At 50.1% G+C, this 24,314-nt stretch carries 25 protein-coding genes; 19 read left to right on the top strand and 6 right to left on the bottom strand.

The window, feature by feature from the left end; translation table 11 throughout:
• The first annotated feature begins 12 nt into the window (after window positions 1-12).
• From T458_RS41860 to glnA, 5 genes are all read left to right on the top strand, one after another.
• A complete protein-coding gene (locus T458_RS41860) occupies window positions 13-969 on the top strand; it encodes an AAA family ATPase (protein ID WP_023557045.1) in 957 nt (318 codons plus the stop codon).
• Window positions 970-1,019: 50 nt separating this feature from the next.
• Entirely contained in the window at window positions 1,020-2,312 is a 1,293-nt protein-coding gene (hflX, locus tag T458_RS41855; protein WP_023557044.1) for a GTPase HflX, read from the top strand.
• Between the two features lie 7 nt (window positions 2,313-2,319).
• Complete coding sequence (locus T458_RS41850) at window positions 2,320-3,597, top strand: methionine gamma-lyase family protein (protein WP_023557043.1); 1,278 nt, start codon at window positions 2,320-2,322, stop codon at window positions 3,595-3,597.
• Window positions 3,598-3,755: 158 nt separating this feature from the next.
• Entirely contained in the window at window positions 3,756-4,166 is a 411-nt protein-coding gene (locus T458_RS41845) for a MerR family transcriptional regulator (RefSeq protein WP_023557042.1), read from the top strand.
• 33 nt (window positions 4,167-4,199) lie between these two features.
• Window positions 4,200-5,534, top strand: a complete 1,335-nt coding sequence (gene glnA, locus T458_RS41840) for a type I glutamate--ammonia ligase (protein ID WP_023557041.1) — start codon at window positions 4,200-4,202, stop codon at window positions 5,532-5,534.
• 1,371 nt (window positions 5,535-6,905) lie between these two features.
• Here the strand turns inward: glnA and T458_RS41825 are convergent.
• The gene (locus T458_RS41825) at window positions 6,906-7,541 is read right to left on the bottom strand and encodes a LysE family translocator (protein ID WP_023557038.1); all 636 of its coding nucleotides are present in this window, start codon (window positions 7,539-7,541) and stop codon (window positions 6,906-6,908) included.
• 195 nt (window positions 7,542-7,736) lie between these two features.
• On the opposite strand from T458_RS41825, the gene T458_RS41820 reads away from it, so the two are divergent.
• On the top strand, window positions 7,737-8,219 hold the full coding sequence (locus tag T458_RS41820) for a DUF456 domain-containing protein (RefSeq protein ID WP_023557037.1): 483 nt from the start codon (window positions 7,737-7,739) through the stop codon (window positions 8,217-8,219).
• Between the two features lie 67 nt (window positions 8,220-8,286).
• Here T458_RS41820 and lexA read toward each other — a convergent pair whose 3' ends face one another.
• The gene (gene lexA / locus T458_RS41815; protein ID WP_023557036.1) at window positions 8,287-8,910 is read right to left on the bottom strand and encodes a transcriptional repressor LexA; all 624 of its coding nucleotides are present in this window, start codon (window positions 8,908-8,910) and stop codon (window positions 8,287-8,289) included.
• 176 nt (window positions 8,911-9,086) lie between these two features.
• On the opposite strand from lexA, the gene yneA reads away from it, so the two are divergent.
• The 4 genes from yneA (at window position 9,087) to T458_RS41795 (ending at window position 12,520) form a co-directional block, all read left to right on the top strand.
• On the top strand, window positions 9,087-9,470 hold the full coding sequence (gene yneA / locus T458_RS41810; protein WP_023557035.1) for a cell division suppressor protein YneA: 384 nt from the start codon (window positions 9,087-9,089) through the stop codon (window positions 9,468-9,470).
• An 84-nt stretch (window positions 9,471-9,554) separates the two neighbouring features.
• Window positions 9,555-9,752 (top strand): DUF896 domain-containing protein, encoded by a 198-nt coding sequence (locus T458_RS41805; protein ID WP_023557034.1) that lies wholly within the window; start codon window positions 9,555-9,557, stop codon window positions 9,750-9,752.
• Between the two features lie 112 nt (window positions 9,753-9,864).
• Complete coding sequence (gene crcB / locus T458_RS41800) at window positions 9,865-10,242, top strand: fluoride efflux transporter CrcB (RefSeq protein WP_023557033.1); 378 nt, start codon at window positions 9,865-9,867, stop codon at window positions 10,240-10,242.
• Window positions 10,243-10,285: 43 nt separating this feature from the next.
• Entirely contained in the window at window positions 10,286-12,520 is a 2,235-nt protein-coding gene (locus tag T458_RS41795) for a HelD family protein (RefSeq protein WP_023557032.1), read from the top strand.
• A 66-nt stretch (window positions 12,521-12,586) separates the two neighbouring features.
• Here T458_RS41795 and T458_RS41790 read toward each other — a convergent pair whose 3' ends face one another.
• Complete coding sequence (locus T458_RS41790; RefSeq protein WP_023557031.1) at window positions 12,587-12,889, bottom strand: HesB/IscA family protein; 303 nt, start codon at window positions 12,887-12,889, stop codon at window positions 12,587-12,589.
• A 113-nt stretch (window positions 12,890-13,002) separates the two neighbouring features.
• Between T458_RS41790 and ltaE the strand changes: the two genes are divergently transcribed.
• Both ltaE and T458_RS41780 read left to right on the top strand, forming a co-directional pair.
• Entirely contained in the window at window positions 13,003-14,040 is a 1,038-nt protein-coding gene (ltaE, locus tag T458_RS41785; protein WP_023557030.1) for a low-specificity L-threonine aldolase, read from the top strand.
• 93 nt (window positions 14,041-14,133) lie between these two features.
• Entirely contained in the window at window positions 14,134-14,325 is a 192-nt protein-coding gene (locus T458_RS41780; protein ID WP_023557029.1) for a hypothetical protein, read from the top strand.
• Window positions 14,326-14,332: 7 nt separating this feature from the next.
• Here the strand turns inward: T458_RS41780 and T458_RS41775 are convergent, their stop codons facing one another.
• Window positions 14,333-15,067 (bottom strand): alpha/beta hydrolase, encoded by a 735-nt coding sequence (locus T458_RS41775; RefSeq protein WP_023557028.1) that lies wholly within the window; start codon window positions 15,065-15,067, stop codon window positions 14,333-14,335.
• A 290-nt stretch (window positions 15,068-15,357) separates the two neighbouring features.
• On the opposite strand from T458_RS41775, the gene pdhA reads away from it, so the two are divergent.
• From pdhA to T458_RS41750, 5 genes are all read left to right on the top strand, one after another.
• Window positions 15,358-16,443 (top strand): pyruvate dehydrogenase (acetyl-transferring) E1 component subunit alpha, encoded by a 1,086-nt coding sequence (pdhA, locus tag T458_RS41770; RefSeq protein WP_023557027.1) that lies wholly within the window; start codon window positions 15,358-15,360, stop codon window positions 16,441-16,443.
• A 3-nt stretch (window positions 16,444-16,446) separates the two neighbouring features.
• Window positions 16,447-17,427, top strand: a complete 981-nt coding sequence (locus tag T458_RS41765) for an alpha-ketoacid dehydrogenase subunit beta (protein WP_023557026.1) — start codon at window positions 16,447-16,449, stop codon at window positions 17,425-17,427.
• 104 nt (window positions 17,428-17,531) lie between these two features.
• Complete coding sequence (locus tag T458_RS41760) at window positions 17,532-18,938, top strand: dihydrolipoamide acetyltransferase family protein (RefSeq protein WP_023557025.1); 1,407 nt, start codon at window positions 17,532-17,534, stop codon at window positions 18,936-18,938.
• A gap of 6 nt (window positions 18,939-18,944) precedes the next feature.
• A complete protein-coding gene (gene lpdA, locus T458_RS41755; RefSeq protein WP_023557024.1) occupies window positions 18,945-20,354 on the top strand; it encodes a dihydrolipoyl dehydrogenase in 1,410 nt (469 codons plus the stop codon).
• Between the two features lie 134 nt (window positions 20,355-20,488).
• Window positions 20,489-20,653 carry an aspartyl-phosphate phosphatase Spo0E family protein gene (locus T458_RS41750; RefSeq protein WP_023557023.1) on the top strand — a complete coding sequence of 55 codons (165 nt, stop codon included), beginning with the start codon at window positions 20,489-20,491 and terminating at the stop codon, window positions 20,651-20,653.
• 25 nt (window positions 20,654-20,678) lie between these two features.
• On the opposite strand, the gene T458_RS41745 is transcribed toward T458_RS41750, so the two are convergent.
• Together T458_RS41745 and T458_RS41740 are read right to left on the bottom strand one after the other, a co-directional pair.
• Entirely contained in the window at window positions 20,679-21,404 is a 726-nt protein-coding gene (locus tag T458_RS41745) for a hypothetical protein (RefSeq protein ID WP_023557022.1), read from the bottom strand.
• Window positions 21,405-21,527: 123 nt separating this feature from the next.
• A complete protein-coding gene (locus T458_RS41740; protein ID WP_023557021.1) occupies window positions 21,528-21,677 on the bottom strand; it encodes a small acid-soluble spore protein P in 150 nt (49 codons plus the stop codon).
• Between the two features lie 175 nt (window positions 21,678-21,852).
• On the opposite strand from T458_RS41740, the gene T458_RS41735 reads away from it, so the two are divergent.
• The gene (locus T458_RS41735; RefSeq protein WP_023557020.1) at window positions 21,853-22,716 is read left to right on the top strand and encodes a HEPN domain-containing protein; all 864 of its coding nucleotides are present in this window, start codon (window positions 21,853-21,855) and stop codon (window positions 22,714-22,716) included.
• Window positions 22,717-22,741: 25 nt separating this feature from the next.
• Entirely contained in the window at window positions 22,742-24,313 is a 1,572-nt protein-coding gene (locus T458_RS41730) for an ABC-F family ATP-binding cassette domain-containing protein (RefSeq protein WP_023557019.1), read from the top strand.
• The last annotated feature ends 1 nt before the right edge of the window (window position 24,314 follow it).

The raw sequence follows: 24,314 nt of genomic DNA, 5'->3' as shown, positions 1-24,314 counted from the left end.
AGGTGATCCCAGGTGAAACCGACCGGCTATCAACCTTCAACCGAAACCTACGATGAGAAAGTACCGCATCGCATCCAGGTGGTATTTCACCGACCAGAGCGGGTCAAACAACCAGAAACGTTGGTGGATCGGGTTCGGACGACGGCTCCCGGCAATGTGGCGGCCGCCTTTGATGATTTGGAGCGACTGATTGGACTTACGGAAGCCAAAAAGCTGATGTATGAAATTCATGCACTTCTGCGGATGAACAAGGAACGCGAAAAGCATCAGTTGAAGCTGGAAAAGCAAGTATTTCACATGGTGTTTAAGGGGAACCCGGGAACCGGAAAAACGACTGTCGCCCGCATCTTCGGCAGGATATTCCGCGAGATGGGGATTTTAAGCAAAGGGCACCTCATCGAAGTGGAGCGGGCTGATCTCGTGGGGGAGTTTATCGGGCATACGGCTCAAAAGACGCGAGAGCTGGTCAAGAAGGCGTTGGGAGGCATCCTTTTTATAGATGAGGCGTATTCATTGGCGCGGGGCGGAGAAAAAGATTTTGGCAAAGAGGCGATCGATTGTTTGACGAAGGCCCTGGAGGATCACGGAAATGATTTTGTCTGCATACTAGCTGGTTATACAGATGAGATGGATTCTTTTCTGGAACTGAATCCGGGCATGCCCTCCCGTTTTCCGATCCATCTGAAATTCGCAGATTATACGGTAGACGAACTGATGAAAATCGCAGACTCCATGCTCGAGGCGAAGGAGTATAAACTGTCTCCCGGGGCGAAGGAAAAGCTGAAGCAGCATGTCAAGGCCAAGCAAAATGACATATTCGAGACCAATTTCAGCAACGCCCGCTATGTGCGCAATGCGTTGGAGCAGGCGATCCGCAAACAGGCAATTCGCCTTTTGGCTGTTCAGGAATTGACGCGGGAAGACATTATGACCTTGGTGCCGGAGGATTTTGTCTGGACGACATCGTAGCGTACACCCAGGATGTGGTATGATAAGGGGTGTAGAAAGGACGGGGTTTCGTGAGCGAAATGATTAAAACGCAAGAGACAGCCATCCTGGTTGGCTGTCTCCTGGATAACCGCGATGTAGAGCGGATGCGTCTATCCATGGAAGAACTTCATGAATTGGCAGATACAGCAGGAGTAGAGGTGCTGGATGTCATCACGCAAAATCGCGACCGCGTGGACTCCGCCTGGTATCTGGGTTCCGGGAAAATCGAGGAGATCGCTCATCGCGCACAGGAGCTGGATGTCGACGTGATCATCTTCAACGATGAGCTGTCTCCAAGTCAGACCCGCAATCTTGATCGGGTATTTGACTGTAAAGTGATCGACCGCACGCAGCTGATTCTGGACATCTTCGCAGGCCGGGCACAATCCCGGGAAGGGAAGATCCAGGTCGAGCTGGCCCAGTACAATTACCTGCTTCCCCGTCTCGCGGGGCAAGGCAAACAGCTCTCCCGGCTCGGAGGCGGGATCGGGACGCGCGGTCCGGGGGAAACCAAGCTGGAAAGCGACAGAAGGCATATTCGCAAGCGGATCAGCGAGTTGAAGCAGCAGTTGTCAGATACGGTCAGGACGCGCCAGCTGCATCGCGAGCGGCGCAAGAAAAACAGCGTCTTTCAAATAGCGTTGGTCGGATATACGAACGCCGGGAAGTCTACCCTGCTCAATCAGTTGACCACGGCTGAAACGCTGCAAGAAGACAAGCTGTTTGCAACACTTGACCCTACGACACGTCAACTGCAGCTGCCGAATGGGATGGAAGTACTGCTCACGGATACGGTAGGATTTATTCAGGATTTGCCGACTACGCTGGTCGCAGCTTTCCGCTCCACATTGGAAGGGGTGAAGGAAGCGGACCTCATCCTGCACGTAGTGGACAGCAGCCATCCGGATCTGGAAATTCACATGGAGGTTGTGAACCGGATCTTGAAAGAGCTGAAGGCAGAGCAGATTCCCGAATTAGTGGTGTTCAATAAAGCGGATCTTGTGCGGGAAGGCACTTATCTGCCGCCTGCCGAAGAATCCATCCTGGTATCCGCATTGAGCAAGGAAGATCAGCGGCGGCTGTTGGAGCGGATCGAGTCGTTTGTCATGGCTTCCTTCGATCAATTTACCTTAAAAATACCGGTGGAACGCGGTGACATCTTATCCCTGCTGCATCGTGAAGGTGTGGAGATGGAGCAGCAGTACGAGGAAGAGGAGGAGTCCTACCGGGTAAAGGTGCGGGTCAACCGGGATCATCCGATCTACGGACGAATCGCGCCGTTTCTCCTGGACCCTCCAGAGACTGTAGAAGAGAGTTGGTAAGAAAGGTATGTTTCAATATTTTTCTCATGGGGAACAGCTTCGCCCCCTCGTAACAGAAGTAGAAGCGATGATTGCACGTCGTCATCAGGAGATTGCCGATGTGGTAGACGCCAATCAATTAAAAGTGCTGCGATCTTTTCAAAAACACGGGGTGAACGAATTTCACTTCGCCCCGTCCACAGGCTACGGATATGATGATTCAGGCCGTTCGACTCTGGAGTCCATCTACGCGGACGTATTCGGAGGCGAAGCGGCCCTCGTCCGTCCGCATATTATTTCCGGGACCCATGCGATCGCGATTTCGCTTTTTGGCGTCCTGCGTCCTGGGGATGACCTGCTGTACATCACCGGAAAGCCCTATGACACCTTAGAAGAGGTCGTCGGGGTGCGCGGAGAGGGACAAGGGTCGCTCAAGGATTACGGAATTGGCTACAGTTTTGTGCCCCTTCAAGAGGGTGGCGGGATTGATTTCGATGCTGTTAGTCGTGCGATTACTCCGAAAACCAAGGTGATCGGGATTCAGCGTTCGCGCGGATATGCGGATCGTCCATCCTTTACCATCGCCAAGATTGAGGAAATGATCCGCTATGTAAAGGAGATCAATCCGGAATTGATCGTGTTCGTAGACAACTGCTACGGCGAGTTTACAGAGCTGCAAGAACCCCTCCAGGTAGGTGCGGACATCATGGCGGGTTCGCTGATCAAAAACCCGGGCGGCGGATTGGTGAAAACTGGCGGTTATATCGTCGGGAGAGAGGACTTGGTCCGGCTGGCGTCTTTCCGCATGGCAGCTCCGGGAATCGGAGCGGAAGGGGGAGCTTCTCTCTATTCGCTACTGGAGATGTATCAGGGCTTTTTCCTCGCTCCCCACGTCGTCGGGGAAGCGTTGAAAGGAGCAGTCTTCTCTTCGGCACTGCTGGAACGTTTGGGTTTTCAGACCAATCCGCTTTGGCATGAGCCACGGACCGACTTGATCCAGTCGGTTGCTTTTGGCACTGCAGAACGGTTGATTACGTTTTGCCAGGGCATACAAAAAGCAGCTCCAGTCGATGCGCATGTGACGCCTTACCCCAGTGAAATGCCGGGGTATGCGGATCCGGTCATCATGGCAGCGGGAACCTTCATCCAAGGAGCGAGCATCGAGTTCTCCGCAGATGGACCCATCCGTCCCCCGTACTTGGGATTTGTGCAGGGCGGTTTGACCTATTCCCATGTAAAAGTGGGAATACTCACAGCGATCGATGGAATGCTGGAGAAAGGGCTGCTTGAACTGCCGGGGACCTAATCAGCTACACACAGGCAGCGATAGCCTCATCGAAGGGGCTGCCGCTGCTTTTTGTGTGTCCTGTGATTTTTTGTGTGATCTTTTCTGACACACGTTGACAGGAATTATCTGATTGCATAGAATAGGGGAGAAGAAATACCATAGAGGAGGGACAAGTCATGAGTGATGACATTCGCCGTAATATGGCCCTCTTTCCCATTGGGATCGTCATGAAGTTGACGGATCTGACAGCGAGGCAAATCCGCTACTACGAGCAAAACGACCTCATCAAACCTGCCCGCACCGAAGGGAAACAGCGTCTTTTTTCTTTCAACGATGTGGATCGGCTGTTGGAAATCAAGGCACTGATTGAAAAGGGACTCAACATTGCAGGGATCAAACAAGTTCTGCAGATGCATGAACCCGTCCAGGAACAGACCAAGGTCACAGCAGAGTCCGAGTCCAAGCGCAAAGAGATGACCGACAAGGAGCTGCGTCAGTTGCTCAAACAACAAATCATGTATCGCAATGCTGCCCGCCCCGGCGAGGACGCATTGATACGTGGAGAGCTTTCACGCTTTTTCCACTGATATAGGTTGTACTAGAGACAGGAGGAGAGAAATGTGAGCAAGTATTCAAAAGAAGACATCATGCGTTTTGCCAAAGAAGAGGATGTCCGATACATCCGTCTTCAATTTACTGACCTGATGGGGATGATCAAGAACGTAGAAATCCCTCTGTCTCAACTGCCGAAAGCTCTCGACAACAAAATGATGTTTGACGGTTCTTCCATCGAAGGCTTCGTCCGCATCGAAGAATCCGACATGTACCTGGTACCGGATCTGGATACTTGGGTGGTATTCCCTTGGGGGAATGAGCATGGCAAGGTAGCACGTCTCATCTGTGACGTCTACAACCCAGATGGCACTCCTTTTGCCGGAGACCCGCGCTACATTCTGAAGCGCGCCTTGAAAGAAGCGGAAGAAATGGGTTTCACCGCTTTCAATGTCGGTCCGGAACCTGAATTCTTCTTGTTCAAACTGGATGAAAAAGGCGAACCAACGCTGGATTTGAATGACCAGGGAGGATACTTCGATTTTGCACCACTCGACACCGGTGAAAACTGCCGTCGCGATATCGTGTTGACTCTGGAGAAAATGGGATTTGAAGTAGAAGCGTCCCATCACGAAGTAGCTCCAGGTCAACACGAGATCGATTTCAAATACGCGAATGCCCTGAAGGCTGCAGACCAGATCTTGACGTTCAAGCTGGTTGTCAAAACCATCGCTCAAAAACACGGCCTGCACGCGACATTCATGCCTAAACCGCTCTACGGTGTAGCAGGTTCTGGTATGCACGCCAACCAGTCTCTCTTCCGCGGCAAGGAAAATGTATTCTACGATGAGAAGGACGAGCTGGGCTTGAGCGACACGGCCAAGCATTACCTGGCGGGTATCCTGAAGCACGCACGCGGTTTTACCGCCATCACAAACCCGCTGGTGAACTCTTACAAGCGTCTCGTACCCGGTTACGAAGCACCTTGCTATGTTGCTTGGTCTGCCAAAAACCGTTCTCCGCTGATTCGCATTCCGTCTTCTCGCGGAGTCAGCACACGTATTGAAGTACGCAGTCCAGACCCAGCCACAAACCCTTATCTGGCTCTGGCTGTGATGCTCAAAGCCGGTTTGGACGGCATCAAGAACAAAATGGCGGCACCACCAGCTGTAGATCGCAACATCTACGTGATGAACGAAGAAGAACGCGAAGAAAACGGCATTTCCAACCTGCCGGCAACCCTGAAAGAGGCGATCGAATGCCTCAAGGCTGACCCGGTCATCTGCGATGCTCTTGGCGAACATGCGCTGATTCACTTCGTGGAAGCGAAAGAAATCGAATGGGATATGTTCCGCACGCGCGTCCATGAGTGGGAGCGCACGCAGTACATGACTCTGTATTAATGGTAGTTAACCCTTGCGCCAGTAGGTGTGAGGGTTATTTTATTGGCCGAGTAGCCAGTGCTCGTAATACACGAACTGAGGGCATTCCATGATCTCATTCGTGATTCGGGCATGGAAGACAATGCTGGTACGATTTACCTGGTGGAAGCAGTAAAAGGTGATCTGCGGAAGGCTTGTTCCTTATGTGGCGTCCTGAAATGGATCGGCGAACATGCTCTCCGGCTTAAGTTGGTAAATGATGAGGAAGTCTAATGGAAATCGATGGATAATATTATCGATGTACGATGTCTCGGTTCCAGTCGATTGGGTAGGCAATCATTAAAAAAGAGAAACCAAAAATAATTATTTTTATTACCAGTACAAATCCTTATTTCGCTTAGTGAAACTATATTTAAAAACCATAAAAAGAGCTATTACTATAAAAATTGAGAACATATCATTCAAATTACTCTCTCCTCTCTCTTTATTCATAGGGACTTTTAACGCAAGAAATGGAGTTATAAAGCTACATGGAAGTTACTCTGTGAAGGATATGAACATATTCTTCGCACTCTTCCAAGAATGGGAGCGCACGTAGTATACATTCGCGTAGTGGAGCAGGGCAAGACGACTTGCTTGCGCGAGGAGGGACAAACCGATGTTGAACAAAGCATTGCTGGTCGGGAATGTCATACACGAGTAAGCCGGGACGCGCCGACTGTTGTCAAGTTTGCCAGAATCTCGGTTGGAAGCCGCACGGTATAGACTTAACAATCTCGTCTTCGCGAAGGACTCCGTTAACGAGTCGCCAGGCGTTGCTGGATGAGGTAGATGCGAACATTCGGGAGCTTGAACTAGAGTTGGACTCTTCGTCGCGGCGATACGATTATGGGTGTTCAGCCGAAGATGCTTGTGTTTCGTCAGATGGGAATGAGCCAAAGTGCAAGGGGTTGTTTAGGACGCTACATATTCCGATGTTTAGTCGCACTTGAAACACGATGGGACAGATTATTCACATAACATTTATTATGTCAACTATTTGCAGCGAAACCCAATTACAAATAAGACGACGCTGCCAACAAGGAAAAATGGCACAAATCCATTCGTGACGAATGTGGGAAGCTCTGGATAAGTAGGGAAGCTGCCTGTATGAGCTTGCATTTGGCCAATCCAAGAATAGTAAGCGATGAATCTTTCTGTGGTGTAAATAAGTCCACTGGCAATTAATAGGATCGTAGCTAGTACAAAAAATAATAAAGACTTCATTTGAAACCACCTCACTTTAGGGAATCTCCAACTCGGCAAGGCCTTTTCTTTATGGTAAACCTTCGAGAACAGGAAAAACCAGCAAAGCCCTTATCGGTCAGCTGGTTTTTCTTGTTTTCCAAAAACTCACTTCGAATCCAAGGCAACCTTCAGTCCAAGACTAAAATAAATCAGACCGACGATTTTGTTCTTCCACGGGTTGATCCACGCGATCTTTTTGACCAGAACGCTAAGTGGACGTATGCTCAGTACGATAGCGGTAGTATAAAGAACACTGAGTACGACAAAGATCAGACCAAGGACCATAAATTGGGCAAAGGATGCTCCGTTCTCAGGATGGACAAACTGCGGGAGAAAGGCGAGAAAGAAGAGCGCCGTTTTGGGATTGAGCACTTCCGCCATGATTGCCTGCGAGTACGAACGCCACGCGGATTCCTTCGGGGCCTCCTGTACTTGTTTTTCTTCCGATTCCTGCGGCTTTTCCAGCAAAGCGCGAACCCCGAGGTAGAGGAGATAGACAACCCCCGCATACTTGACGATGTTGAAAGCGAGGGAAGAATGCATCAAAATGGCGGAAAGGCCCAAAGCTGCAAATAAGGTATGAATGAAGTCTCCAGTGGCAATTCCAAGTCCTGCGAGTATTCCGCCTTTTCGGCCTGCCTGAATGGTGCGTGTGATGGTCAGGAGGACGGCGGGGCCTGGGATCAGGAAGAGACCGATGACAAATGCGATAAACGTCCCCAAGGTAGCAAGCTCAAACATTGGTTTCCCTCCACATCTATTTTCTGATACTCGTTATTTTACCATGAAACGGCATCGTGATTTAAGATCCACTTGGGCCATTTTTCAGTAGCCACTTTCGCGAGTTCACAATGATCTGCAATCGCATCTATGATATTTGCATGCAACAAAAGAACGGCTTGTTTCGTATACCCATTGTAGAAAGGAGTGCAAAACATGGAGATACTGCTGTGGATTGTCATCGTAGCGCTATTTATCCTGAGTATTGTCGGCATCTTTATGCCTGTGCTGCCTGATACCCTGTTGTTATGGGGAGGCTTTTTGCTCTACCATTTCTTTCTCGCCAGTCCAGGGGAAGGGCTTCCCGCTTCCTTCTGGTGGGGGATGGTGGCATTGAGCATCTTGATGTACGGCGCTGATTTACTGACGAATATGTACTTTGTCAAAAGGTATGGAGGGTCGAAGTGGTCCTCGTTTGCGGCGGTTGTGGGCATTATCGTGGGGCTGTTCGTCTTTCCGCCGTTTGGCATTTTGATCATGCCGTTCATCTTGGTTGTGGCCGTCGAGCTGCTGCAAAACCAACCATTCGAACGAGCTTTAAAGGCGGGGCTGGGTTCATTGATCGGATTTCTGAGCAGCGCAGTAGTGAAGGTCGTGATCCAGATTGCCATGATCATATGGTTTTTCCTGGCGATCTAGCCTATTTGGGGAAGCAACAGTACAAAAAAGACAGCCGCGGCTGTCTTTTTTTGCGATACCATGATCCCTAGTGAATCAGACGGTAAACGCCAATTACTTTTCCCAAAATGGTCACGTTGTCTAAAATGATCGGTTCCATCGTAGCATTTTCCGGTTGCAGTCGGAAGTGGTTCTTTTCTTTGAAGAAACGCTTGACTGTAGCTTCGTCTTCTTCCGTCATGGCGACGACAATATCTCCGTTGTTCGCTACATTTTGTTGACGAACGATTACGTAGTCGCCATCCAAAATCCCTGCTTCGATCATACTGTTTCCGGATACGCGAAGCATGTACACCTTGTCCGAAGTAACGATGTTCTCCGGCAACGGGAAGTACTCCTCGACGTCTTCCACTGCAGTGATCGGTTGACCGGCTGTAACCTTCCCCACGACAGGCACGCGAACCACATAGTCTTCGAAATTGTCCTGAAAGCGATCCTCTTCGGACAATAATTCGATAGCGCGAGGCTTGGTAGGGTCCCGACGGATCAGGCCCTTCTTTTCCAGACGTGCAAGATGGCCGTGAACGGTGGAACTTGAAGCGAGTCCGACGGCTTCGCCGATCTCACGGACGGAGGGAGGATACCCCTTGTCCCGAACTTCCTTGCGAATGAAGTCGATAATGGCTTGCTGCCGATTGGATAATTTAGACATGAAAACACCTCTGTTTTCTCGATCATGTTTTCAATATTATACCATGGGATCTTGCGTTCGACAAACATAAGTTCGTTTTTTTTGATTTTTGTCATGATTCCGCTTGACATGAACGTATGTTCGCATTTATGATGAGAACTAGAAAAGGAACATACGTTTGCAGGAGGAGATCACAGATGCACATGACTCATTCATATAATAATCGTTTCGCAAAGAAAGAGCCCCGCCCCGTTCGCTTCGGAATTACGCGTGGACAAGCCTTGCTCTTTATCCTTACATTTACTCTCTTTTTTTACATGCTGAGCGAACTGGTGTTTGCTTCCGAGGCACAAGGCTCTGCAAGCTCGCCAGACCAAAGGATAGTATCTGTTCAAACTGTCGCTCCCGAGACCCAAGAGGTAACTGTACGGGATGGAGACAGCTTGTGGAAGCTGGCGACGCGATATCAGGATGAAACAAACATGGATGTGAATCAATTGATTCAAGAGATCAAAGTTCTCAATCAACTGGAGAGTCCTATTATCTATCCGGGACAAACCCTGCTCATTCCTATGTCGTAGTCGTTGCGCTCAGCCTGCTTTGCGCAATTTCGGCTGTATGATATAATAAAAGCCGCATGACGACAGAGTAGGAGGAACCAGACAGTGGTCAGTGACGCGGAAATCAAACGAATTAACGAACTTGTGAAAAAATCGCGCGAAGAAGGCTTGACCGAGGAAGAAAAACTCGAGCAAAAGGCGCTTCGCCAAAAGTATATTGATGCTGTAAAACTATCTTTGAAGGCGAATTTGGATTCGATTCGTTACGTAGAAGACCTTGAAGAAAACGGTCCGAAACAGTAAGATAACAGATACGCATACAAGAAAGACATCCACGCACGAGGCTTGGATGTCTTTCTTGTTCTGAAAAAACGGATTGATGATAGTCGAAGGATGAGTCGAAAGGAGGTTCAGCATGATAAGCTGGGTTGCCGTAGCTGTAGGCGGTGCGATCGGGTCGCTGTTTCGTTATGGGCTCTCTCTCTTGGCCAATCAACCTGGATGGTCGTTGGGGACATGGCTGGCAAATGTACTCGGTTCCTTTTGCATCGGTATGCTCGCGGTCTGGGGAAAGGAACGGGGATTACTCTCGCCCGAATGGTATCTTCTCTTTGCCACCGGGGTGATGGGCGGCTTTACGACTTTTTCCACCTTTTCACTCGAAGTCGTCAGTTTTTGGGGAGAGGGGCACTATTGGAGAGGGATCATGTACCTGTCAGCGAGCGTAATTGCAGGGCTGTTGTCATGTGGAGCGGGTATTTGGTTGGCACGTCAAATTTCTGGAACAGCATAGTGAGGGGCGTGGTTCCCGCCATGAAAGGAGGAGAATCGATCACATGAGACATCCGGATTACGAACACGAGCAGAAAAAGCTGGAAGAAACGATAGACCTGATCGACCACGAGATTTCATCGTTGCGAGAAGACATCCGAGAGGCAACAGATGACTACGTTAAGCAGGTTGTCAATTTTTCCAAAGCAAAAGAACTGCGGTATCTGGAAGAGCATGGACGTGAGAAGCCGTATTTTGGCCGCGTAGATTTTATCAAAGACGAAGTGTATGAACGGGATTCGGTATACATAGGAAAGCGCGGAGTGGTTCGAAGCGACACGTTTGACTCCATTGTGGTGGACTGGCGCGCGCCGATTGCCAGTCTTTACTACTCGGGTGAGAGCAAGGACGCCTTTTACCGGATGGGCAGAGAGATCGTGCGCGGCGAGGTGACTTTGAAGCGAAATTTTGCCATTGAGAATGGGAAAATTACGGGGATTTATGACGGTGCGGTCAAGGAGACGATCAACCGGGAAATGAGCCATCCGGATGATTTCTTGCAGGAAGGCTTCATTGACGAATTTTTGGCGGCCAATCTGAACGAGACGAATGACAGCCGCTTAAAGGATATTGTCGCGACTATTCAGTCGGAGCAGAATGACATCATCCGTGCTGAAAAGGAACGTCCGATCGTCGTGCAGGGTGTGGCTGGAAGCGGGAAGACGACCATCGCATTGCATCGGCTCTCTTATCTGATCTACAATTACCAGGACTCCATGCAGTCAAAAAAATTCATGGTATTTGCCCCTAACCGGATGTTTCTGACCTATATTTCCGAGGTCCTGCCCGAACTGGGTGTCGATGATGTAATGCAGTCCACCTTTGTGGATTGGGCAGCGAAATTGGTCAAACCCATGCTGCCGAAGGGATGGCGCATTACAAGTCCAGATAAACCGTTGGCGCTGTTTTTTGACGATGAACAAGAGCCACGTGAGCAGGAGGTGGCCTCGAATCGACTCCGCTTCAAAGGATCGTTGGCGTGCAAGCAAGCCTTGGAGCAGTACATCCACTATATTATGGATACACGGATTCCCTTTAAAAAGCTGAGTTTCGTCTTCTCGCGAACCAAGCAAGTATTTGCGATAGAGGGCAGCTTCATCAAGAAGAGCTTTATGGAGCTTTTCTCTCATCTTCCGTACCACCGCCGGGTGGATGCGCTGCGCAAGCATTTGAAGCAGGAGATGAACAAGCATTTTTACGCGCATTTGCGTGAACTGAAAATCGATTTGGATAAACAAGGCTTGGCGAAATATGAAAAAATGCTGGATCAGATCCTCGACACTTACATGGTCTCCTTTCCGCGCCTGGATGTATTCGCCTCCTATCGAGAGCTGATGTCTGAGCCATCTCTGTTGCGCAGACTAGCCCCGACGGAAATCAGCGATGATGTAATCGAGGACACCTGCAGCTCCTCCCACGCCTTGTTCGCACAGGAAAGAATCGAGGTCGAGGACATCGCTGCTTTGCTGTATCTGCATCATCTGGTTGAGGGGATGGACGGCGCTGGACAGTTCGACCACACCGTCATTGACGAAGCGCAAGATCTGAGTGCGCTGGAGATTGCCGTCATTGCGCTGGCGACAAAGGCGAACTCACTGACAATCGTCGGAGATATTGCCCAAGGGATACACGCCTATCGCGGAATCCATTCCTGGGATGAGCTGACCCAAGGCGTTTTTTTGCAGCCGAGAGCGAGCATGTATACGTTGTCGCAAAGCTATCGCTCTACGGTCGAGATCATGCGCTGTGCCAATGAGATCCTGAAGCAGATTGATCTGCCCATCACCGTACTTGCCAAGCCTGTGCTGCGCTATGGAGAACGGCCAGAAATGCTCCTCCAGTCGTCCCGCAACGACATGTGGGAGCAGATTGCCAGCCGTGTCAAACAATATATGGATGAAGGCTTCCGCTCCATCGCTATCGTGACCAAGACCATCGCCGGAAGCAAGCGGGCGCACAAATCGCTCAAGGCGCAGATCCCATCCCTGACCTTGTTAAGCAGTAAAGACAAGCATTTTCCGGGAGGCATTACGGTCATGCCTGCTTTTCTGACAAAGGGATTGCAGTTTGATGTCGTCATTCTGGTGGATGTGGAACAATACGAACGCAATGAATGGGATGCGAAGCTGTTGTACGTAGCGATGACTCGTCCCGTACACCGGTTGGTCGTGACGGGCAACCCAGATCAACCCGGGCAATTATGGATTCGCATGCCACAAGAGCTGTATACGACAACATAGGCAAAAGCCCCCAGCTGCGGCATAAAACCGTTTGCTGGGGGGCTTCTCATGTTGTCTGCCAAAATCTTAGTGATCGCCGTGATTTCCTTTGGAAGGGTTGGTAATCACGTAGCCTTCTTGCGGCAGGTAGAGATAATCAATCACGATTCCGTCCAAAAGAGGTTCATCCTTCTTCAGAATCACATCGATTTCTTTATCCGTAGACACGACTGCATCGTCGTCTCCAGCTTTGTCCAAAGCGAGGCCGTAATGCGCATGATCGCCGTGGGAATGCGTTATGTAGACACGCAGCTTCAATTCCTTGTCTTCTTCCTGTTCCAATACGGTGTTCAGTTGCTTGGCTGCATTACGGGTAATTTTTACCTTCATGGGGCAAGTCTCCTAACTGGAATAAAGTCTCTTCTCCATATTAGCAAAGAGGGAATTGCAGATGCAATGTGGAAAGTTTACTCGTACTGTCTGATAGAGGAGGACTTCTAGAGATGAAGATCGATTTGCGCAGTGATACGGTGACGAAACCAACCGAAGAAATGATACTCGCGATGGCACAGGCTGAAGTAGGAGACGATGTGTATCAGGAGGACCCTACTGTCAATCGTTTGGAGGAGATCGCGGCAGACCTTTTGGGAAAGGAAGCTGCCTTATTTGTGACGAGCGGCACGCAGGGGAATCAAGTGGCAGTCTTGACCCACTGTGTCAATGGTGATGAGGTAATTCTGGAAGCCGAATCCCATCTGTTCTACTACGAGAGCGGGGCGATGGCAGCTTTGGCTGGAGTCCAGACCCGAACATTGCCAGGCGAGCGCGGCGCGATGAACGCTGTCGATGTGGAAAAGGCCATCCGCGGGAACAATATTCACTTCCCGAGAACAAAGCTGATCTGTATGGAAAATACGCATAATCGGGCGGGAGGAGCCATTCTGACACCGGAGCAGATGAAAGAAGTGTACGATGTGGCACAGAAGCACCGGGTCCCGGTGCACCTCGATGGAGCGCGATTGTTTAACGCGGCGGCAGCACTCAGCGTCGATGTCCGCGCGTTGACGAAGTACACGGATACGGTTCAGGTCTGTTTGTCCAAAGGCTTGAGTGCCCCTGTTGGTTCGATTCTGGCAGGAGATCGGGATTTTATCGCTGAAGCGAGATGGTGGCGCAAAAAGCTGGGAGGCGGCATGCGGCAGGCAGGTTATTTGGCGGCGCCGGGGATCATTGCCCTTACGCAGATGACGGGACGTCTGGCAGAAGATCACACCCATGCCCAACAACTGGAAAAAGGCCTGCGTGAGCTTGGGCTGGATGTAGCGCCGGTAGACACCAATATCGTACTGGTCAATACGGCTTCCCGCCAATTGACAGCCGTGGATTTCATCTCGCGTTTGAGCGATAAAGGGGTCCTGGCAAGCGATTTTGATGAGTACGTGACGCGCTTTACAACGCATCGCCACATCAGTGAGAACGATATTTCCCGTGTTCTGGAAATCATCACAAGCGTATTGGAAGAAAGCCCCCTCCGTCTGTAGGGGGCTTCTATTATTGTCCGGGCAGTTGTGTAAATCACAGCCGCCTATGAAATACTAGGGATAATCCAATCATTTGGAAATGGAGGGAAGGGAATGATCTCAGCAAGGGATCGGGAACGCATTCAAAACCAGATGCAGCGCGACGAGAGTAAAATCGTCAATATTGTGCTGAACAACGACACACAAGTAGCCGGAGAAATCGAACAAGCCACCCACCAGGGGATCTATCTGGCAGATGGCAGGTATTATGAGTACGAGCAAATTCAGGAAATCAACGGCTTGTAGACGATTGCTACAGGAGAGAGGCAGGAAAGAAGTGTCGCAGGCCATCAGGCAGTTCTTTTTGCCAAAGGCCCCAGACGTGATCTCCCGGCTTCTCGCGATAGGAGACAGCCGCACCTTTTTGCTCCAGGATTTGCTTGGCTTCGCGATTCCAGTAGATAAAATCAAATGTCCCGCTATGTGTCTCCACTGCCGTCTCATCCAAACCGACGACCATCCAGATGTCCAGCCAGTTCAAGCTCTCCTTCATGCTCAAAGCGTCCAACGTAGGCTGAAAGAAAGCGCCGGACAAGGATAGTACCTTTGGAAACAGATCAGGTCGATCCAACGCGAGATGAAGGGATACGGTCCCGCCCAAAGAATCACCTGCCAAGACACGTGATGAAGGATCGCGACGGATAGGATAACGCTCCTCAATATAGGGGAGCAATTCGTCTGTAAAAAAGCGTTTGTAGGCTTCCGTGCGGAAACCATTGGCAGCGTACTCGCTGGTGCGTTTGCTTCGCTCGACAGATACGCCTACGATCATGAAGGGCTCGATGCCTTCTTCGAGGATCAATTGATTGGCGATGGTCGCGATTCTTCCCATCGTGAAAAAGTCATTTCCATCCTGGCAATAGACGACTGGATACGAAAGAAGTTCATTGTATCCTGGGGGTGCGTACACTTTGACCAGGCGAGGAGCATCTACGTATTGGCTGGGGACTTCTTCCTTGAAAATCGTGCGTTTTACATAATCTGACACGTTTTACGGCCTCCTACGTTTTCCACAAAATAAACTTAAGGCTTGAAAAAAAATGATACAGCTTTTATAGTAAATGATAACAGGAAGGAAATAAACCCTGTAATATCAATGCTATAACACATTAAACAGACTTTCTTCTGAGGTATAACAGGGTACTGTAACAGCGACAACAATCAACAAAGGAAGCTGGCGAGATTCCCTAACGACTGACGACTGAGCAATCGCTTGGTTGCCATAGGAACTTCGGGGAGTCGCGAAAGCCCCTTAATCTAGTGACGAGGTGAAATGTGATGAGCGTATCCACTGCTGTTGAACAAACAGGCAATAACACCCCGCTGCAAATTCTTGCACCGGATGGGACGGTAGTTCGTCCTGACTTGATGCCAAAGCTCTCCGATGATGAATTGCGCGAACTGATGCGTAAAATGGTCTTTACCCGCGTGTGGGACCAACGCGCGATCAGTTTGAACCGTCAAGGACGTCTCGGCTTCTACGCTCCTGTAGCAGGACAAGAAGCAAGCATGATCGGTTCCGAGGCAGCTCTTTCCAAAGAAGACTTTATCCTGCCGAGCTACCGTGATATTCCGCAAATGGTGTGGCATGGATACCCGATGCATAAAGCATTCCTGTATTCCCGCGGTCATATCGAGGGCGGACGCATTCCAGAAGGCGTCAATGTCCTGATGCCGCAAATCATTATCGCTGCGCAATGCACACAGGCTACTGGGGTAGCGATGGGTTACAAACTGCGCGGTGAAAAGCGTGTAGCCATCAACTACTTTGGTGATGGTGCGACTTCACAAGGTGACTTCTACGAGGGCATGAACTTCGCAGGTGTGTACAAGTTGCCTGTTATTTTCTTCTCGCAAAACAACGGCTATGCGATCTCCCTTCCATTTGAAAAGCAGACTGCTTCTGAAAATATCGCGGTTAAAGCGGTTGCAGCAGGTATCGCAAGCGAGCGCATTGACGGAATGGATATCATGGCTGTTTACTACGCAGTGCAAAAAGCGAGAGAGCGTGGCGTAAACGGCGAAGGAGCGACCCTGATCGAAGCCTTGACTTACCGTTATGGCCCGCACACGATGGCAGGGGATGACCCGACTCGCTACCGTACAGGTGAAGAGCAAAGCGAGTGGGAACTGAATGACCCGCTGATCCGCTTCCGCAAATTCCTCGAGAGCAAAGGCTTGTGGAGCGAAAAAGACGAAGAAGCTGTCATCGAAGAAGCGAAACAAGCAGTAGCAGATGCAATCAAGAAGGCGGATGAAACGCCAAAAATGAAAGTATCCGAACTGATCGATGTTATGTTCGAGACACTGCCACCAGCATTGGAAGAACAAAAGGCAGAATACCTGGCGAAGGAGTCGAAGTAAGCCATGGCACAAATGACAATGGTTCAAGCCATTACGGATGCAATGCGCGTTGAGTTGAAACGCGATGAAACCGTACTCGTCTTTGGGGAAGACGTAGGGAAAAACGGCGGGGTATTCCGCGCTACTGAAGGCCTGCAAGCTGAATTCGGCGAGCAGCGCGTATTTGATACACCACTGGCTGAGTCCGGAATTGGCGGATTGGCAGTAGGTCTTTCCATCAATGGATTCCGTCCCGTAGCGGAAATCCAGTTCTTCGGATTTGTATTTGAGACCTTTGACGCGATTGCTTCCCAAGCAACACGTATGCGCTACCGTTCCGGCGGGCGCTTTACCAGCCCTGTTACATTCCGCTCTCCTTTTGGCGGCGGGGTAAAAACACCAGAGCTGCACGCAGACTCCCTCGAAGGTCTGATGCTGCAAACGCCTGGTCTGAAGGTCGTAATCCCTTCCAATCCATACGATGCAAAAGGTTTGTTGATCTCCGCAATCCGCGACAATGATCCTGTTGTGTTCCTGGAGCACATGAAGCTTTACCGCTCCTTCCGTCAAGAGGTTCCCGAGGGTGAATACACCATTCCGCTCGGAAAAGCGAACATCGTGAAAGAAGGCAGCGACGTTACCATTATTACGTACGGTGCGATGGTTCATACCAGCCTGAAAGCGGCTGAAGAAATCGAGAAAGCGCGCGGAGCAAAGGTAGAAGTAATCGACCTGCGCACCATCAGCCCGCTCGACATCGATACCATTGTCGAATCCGTGAAGAAGACCAACCGTGCCATCGTGGTACAAGAGGCTCAAAGAACTTCCGGTGTAGCAGCAGAAATCATTGCGCAAATCAATGAGCGCGCCATTCTTCATCTGGAAGCACCTGTCCTGCGCGTGACAGCTCCTGATACCGTATATCCTTTTGCTCAGGCAGAAGATGTATGGCTCCCTGACGTGAAACGCGTCGTGGATGGACTGACCCAAGTGCTCGACTTCTAATGGAGCAACAAGGATACAATTGGCGGAAAAGTTGAGAGCTTTCCGCCTTCTTTTGGCACAAACCTGTTTTCATTACGGAAGTGTTTATGAAGGAGGAGAATAGCGTGAGTCGTTTTACATTCAGACTCCCGGAGCTGGGCGAGGGCATCCATGAAGGCGAAATCGTCAAGTGGCACGTACAGCCAGGAGATAGCGTAGAAGAAGACCAAGTAATCATGGAAGTGCAAAATGATAAGGCAGTGGTTGAGGTTCCATCCCCTGTAAAGGGTAAAGTCATCGAGTTGAAGGTGACAGAAGGCACTGTCAGTGTGGTTGGAGATCCTCTGATCGAGTTTGAAGTAGAGGGTGAAATCCCGAACTTGCCAGAACATGGTCATGGTGACGCTCCTGCGGCAGAAGCAGCTCCAGCACCTGCAGCCTCTGCTGACAAAATGGAGCCAGGCTGCGACATCGGCTCCCAAGTGAGCGCAAATGCAAATCAGGCTTTGGAGACACCAATGGGTCAGGCGACAGCGACTGCAACAGCTGCGCCAATTGACCGCAAGCACGTATTGGCGACACCATCTGTTCGCAAATATGCACGTGAAAAAGGCGTTGCTCTGGTGACCGTTCCTGGAACAGGCAAACTGGGCCGCATCACACGCGAGGACGTGGACCGCTTCGTCGCGGGCGGAGCCGTGGCAGCAGCTCCGGCAGCAGCACAAGCGGATGCAGCAGCGGTTGCACCGGCGGCAGAAGCACCTGCAGCCACAGGGGTTTCCCAAGCTGCAGCTACCCCAACCGTTCACTACACACCTGCAGCAGGCGGGGAAGTGGAAGAACGCGTACCGCTCAAAGGAATGCGCAAAGCGATTGCCAAAGCGATGGTCAAATCGGCGTATACCGCGCCGCATGTTACGATCTTCGATGAAGTAGACGTAACGGCATTGGTGGAAATGCGCAAAGAGGCGAAACCACTCGCAGAAGAGCGCGGTGTCAAATTGACATATCTGCCGATGATCGTAAAAGCGGTCGTAGCGGGTCTGAAGAAGTTCCCAGAATTGAACGCTTCTATCGATGATGAAAAACAAGAGATCATCTACAAGAAGTACTATAACATCGGAATCGCAACTTCCACTGAAGACGGACTGCTTGTTCCTGTCGTCAAAGCGGCAAACAGCAAGTCGATTTTCCAAATCGCAGACGAGATCGGCGAACTGGCGAAAAAAGCGCGTGATCGCAAGGCAACTGTAGACGAGTTGAAAGGATCTACCTTCAGCATCACCAATATCGGTTCTGCTGGCGGCATGTTCTTCACACCAATCATCAACCACCCTGATGTTGCGATCCTGGGAGTAGGACGCATCAGTGAAAAACCAGTGGTGAAAAACGGAGAAATCGTAGTGGGTCAGGTTCTGTCGCTTTCGCTCAGCTTTGACCATCGTCTGGTAGATGGTGAGCCTGCACAGCGCTTCATCAACTACGTGAAGCAGCTGCTTGCGAACCCTACGCTGCTCGTCATGGAGGGATAAACAACTATGGTAGTAGGTGAATTTACAACAGAAGTAGACGTCCTCGTCATCGGTGCTGGTCCCGGCGGATATGTAGCAGCCATTCGTGCTGCTCAGCTGGGGAAAACGGTTGCCGTCGTGGAAAAAGCGGATTTGGGCGGCGTGTGCCTGAACGTGGGCTGCATCCCATCCAAAGCGATGATCCACGCAGCACATACGTATGAGCATACACAACATACGGCAGACATGGGAATTACCATGGATAATGTACGAGTGGATTTTGCCAAAGTGCAAGAGTGGAAAAGCGGCATCGTCAAACAATTGACTGGCGGCGTTGCGTCCCTCTTCAAGGGGCATAAAATCCAGGTTATTCCAGGGGAAGCCCTGTTCGTAACCGAAAATGAAGTGCGGGTCTTCCACGGCTATGATGTGAACCGCTATCGTTTTGAACACTGCATCATCGCGACTGGCTCCCGTCCAATTGAACTGCCGGCATTCCCGTTTGGCAAACGAGTGCTGTCTTCCACGGAAGCTCTCTCCCTGACAGAACTGCCAAAAAGCCTCGTGATCATCGGCGGCGGTTACATTGGTATCGAACTGGGTACCGTTTTTGCGAAGTTCGGAACCAAAGTCACCATCCTGGAAGGCTCTGATCAGATCCTGCCTGGCTTTGAGCCTGACATGCCGCGATTGGTTGAGCGCAAGCTGAAAAAGCTGGGCGTAGAGATCAAGACCAAGGCATTGGCACAAGGCATGGAAGAGACAGAGAACGGTGTAATCGTCAAGGCGGAAGTGAAGGGCGAACAACAGCAAATCGAAGCAGAGTACGTCCTCGTGACCGTAGGCCGCCGTCCGAATACAGATGAGCTTGGCTTGCGTGAAGTAGGGATCAACCTGACAGACAGAGGTTTGGTTGTCGTCGATAAGCAAGGCCGCACCAATATCCCGAACGTGTACGCGATTGGGGATATCGTGGCAGGACCTGCGCTTGCACACAAAGCATCCTATGAAGCGAAAGTGGCTGCCGAGGCAATCGCGGGCAAACCTTCCGAAGTAGATTACAAAGCGATCCCAGCTGTTGTATTCTGCGATCCGGAAATTGCCAGCGTCGGCATCAACGAGCGGGAAGCAAAAGAGCAAGGTCTCGATTATATCGTTGGCCGGTTCCCGTTTGCGGCCAATGGCCGCGCTCTTTCCGTCAATGCTGGGGAAGGCTATGTGAAGCTGATCGCTGACAAGGAAACCAAGCTGGTTCTCGGAGCACAAATCGTAGGGCCGGAAGCATCCAATATTATCGCTGAAGTTGGATTGGCGATCGAAATGGGCGCGACACTAGAAGACATTGAATTGACCATTCATGCCCATCCGACCTTGGGTGAAGTGACCATGGAAGCGGCTGAGCTCGCCTTGGGCCACCCAATCCACGTGATGAAATAAGTCTCCATGTGAGATGACGAAGTAGCCTTGTACCCAAATGGTGCAAGGCTACTTTTTACCACATATTACCCTTTCCACCATCCCTGATTTATTGTAAAATAGTGGGAGATATAGTGCGGGTGGGGGTCGGCAGCATGGAGATTACGAGTAAAATGATTGATGACTTGCGCCAAAAGCTGGAGAGTGCCGCGAAAAATGCAGGATACAATTTTCTGGACCCAGAAATTGTAAGGATTAGCCAACAACTCGATAAACTTATTGTTGCGCACATGCGCCAATACGAAAAACGCCCTTCGTAGGGCGTTTTTATTGGATAAAAGGAGCTTATCCCAGCGTATATTGGACATGCACGCTTGATCCTTTTTGGCATAAGAAAGGTGTCGAGCGATAAAAATGACTGGGATACAAGAGGATATGTTCCGGTTTTTGTTCCGGCTCAGAAACGGGGAGGGCAATCTGGAGCTGATCATCCAGATAGGTGAACGATGGACAGACGTCTTGCAGGAATGCTGCCAAGGCTGAGCTGTCATGGCATGCTGCCTGTAACTTCTTCGCCTCTTGGTCAAATGCAGGAGCTAATTGTTCCCAGATGGCTTCAAAAAATAGCTGCCAATAGGAAGAGAGAAAGAGGCTGAAACGCCCTTTGACATAGTCAGGATCTCTATGTATATCCTCGGTGATTGCAGGCTTTTCATGATGAAGGGACCAGTTTTGAAGCAAGGGCACCAGACTGTGCTGAAACGATCTTGTCTCCAGATGGACGATGTAGGAGTATAAATCCGGGCTGGAATGGAGGTCTGGATTTTGCACTGGGTCGAATATTTCCGGAATTCCGTACCGAAAAACCGGTTTGAAATATTCCCATTCCTTAACCAGCCGTTCTGAGTGAAAATTCGCTATGATCTCTTCCGCCCACTCTGCAAATGGCTCGGGTGGTGAAGTCTGGGCCAAGGTGTGGAGGCTTGCCGCCATTTCAAACAAAGGGGATACACGAAAATGAATATTTCGGGAAAGCGGACTATTGATGCCTTTTAGTGGAATGAGGGTCATCGTACGTAACCTCCAAAGAAAATGGTAAATCCATCATAGAACAATCTTGTGGGACAATTCAATATTTTTTATTGTAAATAAATGGAAGTGGAAAGGCCCGGCATTGTGTGCCGGGCATGAGTGTTACCCTTCTCTGGTTCGAATTTGGCGCGAATGATTTTCCTGCTTTACTTTTTTTGTACCAGGCATTGGTTCTCCGGTTTGCTCGAGGGGCCTTGCTTCATTATTATAGACTTCGTGCGGATTTTGATCGAGTTGTAAATCCTTGTCCATACTCATCAGCTCCTTCCAGATTAGTTTGATGCAAGTGAATGATGACGAAACATAGGAAATGCTGGTATTCTATAGAGAAGCATGTCCGCTTCACGACTATGCAACATAATATTTATTATGTTAACTTAAAGAGAGAACAATATCGTGCCTGTTAGCCTTTGAAAGGAGCGATCACATGCCGCTTTTAATCGCACCGGTTTTTAATTCCATCGCACCCAAACCGTTTCGGATGGAGCTACCGAATTCCTACTACCTTGTAGCGGGGGCGGAAAAACCATACGAGTTGGCTTCCAAGTACCTGCGCAATGAAATGGACGAAAACAAACGATTGTTTGATAAACGGGTTGATCCCATGAGCCTGTTTCTCGTCGCGGATACCCCCGATATGAGAATCAAGGATGATCAGGATTGGATCGAAGAAATGGAAGGCAAATTGAACATGTCTGTAATGAATGGAATTTGTTCGATCCCTTATGTGGTTACGATTCAACCCGATATGTTCGGAATCAATTATCTGAAACGCTCACTCGATGGCAACAGGTTTGTTTTTGATTCCAATGCCCAGGAGATCTTCGTCTCTCTGCTGGATCAAAAGCTGCCTTCGTTGGCTTTTCGCAGATATACACTGTCGCTCGAAAAAAAGAGAACAGAAGACCAATTGCTCGATTTATGGATTGCCTTGGAATCTCTCTTTGCCCCTGACGGAAAAAAAGGGGAGATCACCTATAAATTGCGCCTGCGCATGGCTTATTATTTTGGTACCACGTTTGAAGAGCGGGAAAGGATTGCCGAGTTCATCAAAAAATCGTATAATCAGCGCTCAGAGATCGTTCACAGCGGAAAAATATTTGGGCAAAAAATCAGCAATGAAGTGAACCTGCTGCGGATGATGGCGCGATCGGCCATTTTAAATACGGCGATGGAAGGAATCACTGTGCAGGAGCTGCGCGTTCGCTTGGATCACTTGATTATGGCTGGTGAGGACTATGTGAAGCGCTACTCTCCCAAACGATTTGAAAGAATTACGCTAAACGCCTAAGTGAGCTTACAATCAGGAGGAATTTATGAGTGTCTTGATAGTGGAAAACTTGTCCCACGGATTTGGGGACCGCATTTTGTTTCGCGATGTCTCCTTTCGTTTGCAGCCCGGAGACCGCGTAGGTCTGGTCGGGGCTAATGGAACCGGGAAATCGACGATGATGGGGATTTTAACGGGCCAAAACATGGCAGACCACGGCCGCATCGAATGGATGCCGAAAGTCCAGTATGGCTATCTGGATCAGCATACCAAGCTGGAAGCGGGAAAAACCATCCGTGATGTGCTAAAGGATGCCTTTGCGCCATTGCTCGAGCAAGAAAAGGAATTGATGGAGATCGGGGAAAAAATGGCGGACGCCTCTCCCGAGGAGTTGGAAGAGCTGCTGGAGCGTATGGGCGAGATTCAGGATCGTCTGGAGACAAGCGGTTTTTACCTGATCGATGCCAAGGTGGAAGAGATCGCTAACGCGCTGGGATTGAGCGCGATCGGACTGGATCGAGATGTCGCTTCATTGTCGGGGGGACAGCGCACCAAGGTACTGTTGGCCAAATTGCTGCTGGAGCAGCCGACTGTGCTCTTGCTTGATGAGCCGACGAACTACCTGGACGAGGAGCATATCGTCTGGCTGAAGAATTACCTCAAAGAATATCCGTATGCATTCATGCTGATTTCTCACGATACGTCCTTTATGAACGAGGTCGTCAACGTGATCTATCATTTGGAATTTACGAAGCTGAACCGCTATACAGGGAACTATGAATCATTCCTGGCGCAGTCTGAGATGAAGCGCAGCCAGCACATCGACGCATTTGAGCGGCAGCAGGAAGAGATTGCAAAAATGGAGGATTTCATTGCGCGAAACAAAGCGCGTGCCTCCACGACAGGTCGGGCAAAAAGCCGCCAGAAGCAGCTGGACCGGATGGAGCGCATCGACAAACCGGAATCAGCTGCGAAACCGACCTTTCATTTCAAGGAATCCCGTGCGAGCAGCCGCTTCGTCGTCGAGACAGAGGATCTGGAGATCGGGTATTCCCACACTTTGCTGCCCAAGCTGAGCGTCAAGCTGGAGCGTGGCGAGAAAGTCGCGATTGTCGGGATGAACGGTGTCGGAAAATCTACGCTGCTCAAAACCTTGTTGGGTATCATCCCTCCGCTCGGCGGCAAGCTGGAACGCGGCGATTTCCTGCATCCTGCTTACTTTGAACAGGAAGTAAAGGCCAAACCGATCACAGCCCTGGACGAGGTATGGAATGAATTTCCTTCCATGACCAACCATGAAGTGCGTGGCGCATTGGCTCGATGCGGTTTGAAAAACGAGCATATCAACCGCAACATGAACGCCTTGTCGGGGGGCGAGCAGGCGAAGGTGCGTCTATGCAAGCTGCTCCAGCGTGAAAGCAATTGGCTGGTTTTTGACGAGCCGACGAACCACTTGGATGTTGTCGCCAAGGAAGAATTGAGACGTGCATTAAAAGAATTCAAAGGCACTGTCCTGCTGGTCTGCCACGAACCGGAATTCTACGAAGACTGGGTGACGCAGGTATGGAATGTAGAAGAATGGAGCCTGGCACAGAGCAAGGCACCCATTAAATTGTAAG

Source organism: Brevibacillus panacihumi W25, from assembly GCF_000503775.1.
GTDB classification, from domain to species: domain Bacteria; phylum Bacillota; class Bacilli; order Brevibacillales; family Brevibacillaceae; genus Brevibacillus; species Brevibacillus panacihumi_A.
The sequence above is the reverse complement of the archived record's forward strand: the minus strand, read 5'-3'. Positions and strand labels throughout refer to the sequence as shown.

Coding starts and splice junctions, on each gene's coding strand:
- T458_RS41750 (WP_023557023.1), top strand. CDS start 20,489: ATGGAGATTACGAGTAAAATGATTGATGACTTGCGCCAAAAGCTGGAG.
- T458_RS41850 (WP_023557043.1), top strand. CDS start 2,320: ATGTTTCAATATTTTTCTCATGGGGAACAGCTTCGCCCCCTCGTAACA.
- T458_RS41825 (WP_023557038.1), bottom strand. CDS start 7,541: ATGTTTGAGCTTGCTACCTTGGGGACGTTTATCGCATTTGTCATCGGT.
- T458_RS41745 (WP_023557022.1), bottom strand. CDS start 21,404: ATGACCCTCATTCCACTAAAAGGCATCAATAGTCCGCTTTCCCGAAAT.
- T458_RS41730 (WP_023557019.1), top strand. CDS start 22,742: ATGAGTGTCTTGATAGTGGAAAACTTGTCCCACGGATTTGGGGACCGC.
- yneA (WP_023557035.1), top strand. CDS start 9,087: ATGCACATGACTCATTCATATAATAATCGTTTCGCAAAGAAAGAGCCC.
- lpdA (WP_023557024.1), top strand. CDS start 18,945: ATGGTAGTAGGTGAATTTACAACAGAAGTAGACGTCCTCGTCATCGGT.
- T458_RS41740 (WP_023557021.1), bottom strand. CDS start 21,677: ATGGACAAGGATTTACAACTCGATCAAAATCCGCACGAAGTCTATAAT.
- T458_RS41780 (WP_023557029.1), top strand. CDS start 14,134: ATGATCTCAGCAAGGGATCGGGAACGCATTCAAAACCAGATGCAGCGC.
- T458_RS41735 (WP_023557020.1), top strand. CDS start 21,853: ATGCCGCTTTTAATCGCACCGGTTTTTAATTCCATCGCACCCAAACCG.
- T458_RS41765 (WP_023557026.1), top strand. CDS start 16,447: ATGGCACAAATGACAATGGTTCAAGCCATTACGGATGCAATGCGCGTT.
- T458_RS41795 (WP_023557032.1), top strand. CDS start 10,286: ATGAGACATCCGGATTACGAACACGAGCAGAAAAAGCTGGAAGAAACG.
- T458_RS41820 (WP_023557037.1), top strand. CDS start 7,737: ATGGAGATACTGCTGTGGATTGTCATCGTAGCGCTATTTATCCTGAGT.
- ltaE (WP_023557030.1), top strand. CDS start 13,003: ATGAAGATCGATTTGCGCAGTGATACGGTGACGAAACCAACCGAAGAA.
- lexA (WP_023557036.1), bottom strand. CDS start 8,910: ATGTCTAAATTATCCAATCGGCAGCAAGCCATTATCGACTTCATTCGC.
- crcB (WP_023557033.1), top strand. CDS start 9,865: ATGATAAGCTGGGTTGCCGTAGCTGTAGGCGGTGCGATCGGGTCGCTG.
- T458_RS41790 (WP_023557031.1), bottom strand. CDS start 12,889: ATGAAGGTAAAAATTACCCGTAATGCAGCCAAGCAACTGAACACCGTA.
- pdhA (WP_023557027.1), top strand. CDS start 15,358: ATGAGCGTATCCACTGCTGTTGAACAAACAGGCAATAACACCCCGCTG.
- T458_RS41845 (WP_023557042.1), top strand. CDS start 3,756: ATGAGTGATGACATTCGCCGTAATATGGCCCTCTTTCCCATTGGGATC.